General features: G+C 61.8%; 3 protein-coding genes. 2 read left to right on the forward strand and 1 reads right to left on the reverse strand.

Annotated features, from left to right (window positions below; all coding sequences use genetic code 11):
- Nucleotides 1-82 precede the first annotated feature (82 nt).
- Nucleotides 83-337 (forward strand): 3-methyl-2-oxobutanoate hydroxymethyltransferase, encoded by a 255-nt coding sequence (locus ACV4UX_RS18750; protein ID WP_491594802.1) that lies wholly within the window; start codon nt 83-85, stop codon nt 335-337.
- Here ACV4UX_RS18750 and ACV4UX_RS18755 read toward each other — a convergent pair.
- A complete protein-coding gene (locus ACV4UX_RS18755; RefSeq protein ID WP_491594803.1) occupies nt 317-703 on the reverse strand; it encodes a TraR/DksA family transcriptional regulator in 387 nt (128 codons plus the stop codon). The genes ACV4UX_RS18750 and ACV4UX_RS18755 overlap by 21 nt on opposite strands.
- A gap of 246 nt (nt 704-949) precedes the next feature.
- On the opposite strand from ACV4UX_RS18755, the gene ACV4UX_RS18760 reads away from it, so the two are divergent.
- Nucleotides 950-2,281: a tetratricopeptide repeat protein gene (locus ACV4UX_RS18760; protein ID WP_491594804.1), complete on the forward strand. Its 1,332-nt coding sequence runs from the start codon at nt 950-952 to the stop codon at nt 2,279-2,281.
- Nucleotides 2,282-2,306 lie beyond the last annotated feature (25 nt).

Here is a 2,306-nt window from a genome sequence, read left to right on the forward strand (position 1 = left end):
ACAAGCGCCTGCTGGACTCCCTGGCCCGGGCCGCTCACGCCCACCACTTTGATTGGCCGGGCCTGCCCCGGGGCGCGTGGGCGTGCCCACCATCGGCATCGGCGCTGGGCCGGAATGCGACGGCCAGGTGCTCGTCTTCCACGACCTCCTGGGCCTGGGCGGCAACTTCTCGCCGCGCTTCGTCAAGCGCTACGACGACCTGGGCGCCCGCACGCGGGAAGCCCTCTCAAGGTTCGCCGCCGAGGTGCGCGACGGGACTTTCCCGGGGCCGGAACACGGCTTCGCCATGAACGAGGCCGAGTTGGAACGTCTGGCCTCAGATCTGGAAGAATCCTGAGGCGGCCTCCACGGACGGCCTTCGGTCTTCCTCCCGCAGTCCCTGGCAGTGCACGCAGAGAGTGGCCATGGGCTGGACCGCGAGTCTGGCCGGCGCGATGTCCTCGCCGCAATCCTCGCAGATGCCGTACTCCCCGGCATCGATGCGGGCCAGGGCTTCTCGGATGGCTTCCAGGGCCTGGCGGTCGCGCTCGCGCATGAGCAGGGCGAAGTTGCGGCCGGACTCCATGCTGGCGCGGTCCGCGATGTCCGGTGGCAGGCCCTCCCCGGTGGACAGCGCGTCCACGGACAGGCGCAGCTTGTCGGAGGTGTGGGCCATCAGGGCGTTGAGGGTGGCGGCATACGACTGGAGCATGTGGGCTGTCATGGTTTCCCTCCCGTTGGATGCGGTTGGCGCGGCGGGGCCGCGCCGGAATTCCTTGCCGTGTGCCGTATGCTCTGGCGGTGTTGCGCCCCTGTTCCGGGTGGGTGACAATGCCTTGTCGCCCGGGGATTTCGCCTTTCGGTGGCCCCTCGGCCTTGATTTTTTCCGCTTGGCATTTCATGAGAAGGCGTCGGCGAAGTTCCCGAAGTTGCATGGGAGCTCCAATCCGTATGCGAGGTGGTGTTTGTAATGAACGTCAAAGTCTACGACGAGGATGTCCGGGAATTTGTCCGGCAGCAGCGCGGCGTGTTTCTTGTTCTTTCGCATGATCCGCATTTCAACAAGAACCTCCGCAGCACGCTGCTCAGGCATCTGCACGTCAAGGATGATTGCGTGTTCAACGTGGTCAACCAGGAGCAACTTTACAAGGAGCTTCGACAGCTCACAGGCCAGAATTACAGGGTCGTCTTTTTTGTCGAGCGCGAGATCAACGGAAAATTCTGCAACGATCTCGTTCAGTTCATCAAGAATCAATATCCCGAGGTGCTCACCATCATCCTCACCAATGAGGTCGCCCGGGAGATACTCATCTACCTGCACGAGATCGGCGCCAACAACGTGATTACCAAGCCCATCTCCGCAGACATGCTCATCGAGAAGATCGCCTTCACCATCAAGCCGCGCGGACAATTGGGCGACCTCATCGACACCGGAAAGAAACTCAACGAAAACGGGAAGTTCGAAGAGGCGCGGGCCATCGCGGCCAAGATTCTCGAGATCAAGCCCGGCAGTCCCGCGGCCCTGCTGCTCCTGGGCGACGCCTACAAGGGGCAGGGCAGGATGGAAGAGGCCCTGGGCGCTTTCACCGAGGCCGCCAAGAACGGCAAACTCTTCCTGGACCCCATCAAGAAAATCGCCGACCTCCACAAAGAGACCGGCAACGTAAAGGAAGAGACGAAGTATCTCGAAAAGCTCGACAAGTTGTCGCCGCTCAACGTGGACCGCAAGATCGCCATCGGCGACAACTACATGGCCCTGGGGGAGCGCGACAAGGCCGTGGACATCTTCGACGACGCCATCAAACTGGCCACCAAGGAGGCCATGGCCCAGGTGGGGCGCGTCACCCGCACCATCGCCGACCGCTGCATCGCCAGCGCCCCGGAACTCTCCGAGAAGTACCTGCGCCAATCCCTGGAAGCCAAGAAGGGCATGCTCGACAAGTCCGACATTGAAACCTTCAACCGCCTGGGCATCACCCTGCGCAAGCAGGGCAAGTGGGACCACGCCGTGGAGGAGTACCGCAAGGCGCTCAAGATTTCCCCAAACGACGCGGGCCTCTACTACAACATGGCCATGGCCTACGGTGAAGGTCGCCAATTCCAGGACGCCTACAACTTTCTGGACAAGGCCCTGCGCATCAATCCCGATCTGTGGAGCGCCAACGAAACCGTCTGCTTCAACATCGCCATGATTTACTATCGGGCCGCCAAGAAGGATCAGGCTGCGGATTTCCTCCAGAAGGCGTTGTCCATCAATCCCAATTTCGAACGGGCCAAGGCCATGCTCCGCGAAATGCAGTGACCGCCCGCGCCTTAAGGAACAGATG

This window comes from Fundidesulfovibrio sp. (assembly GCF_058402725.1).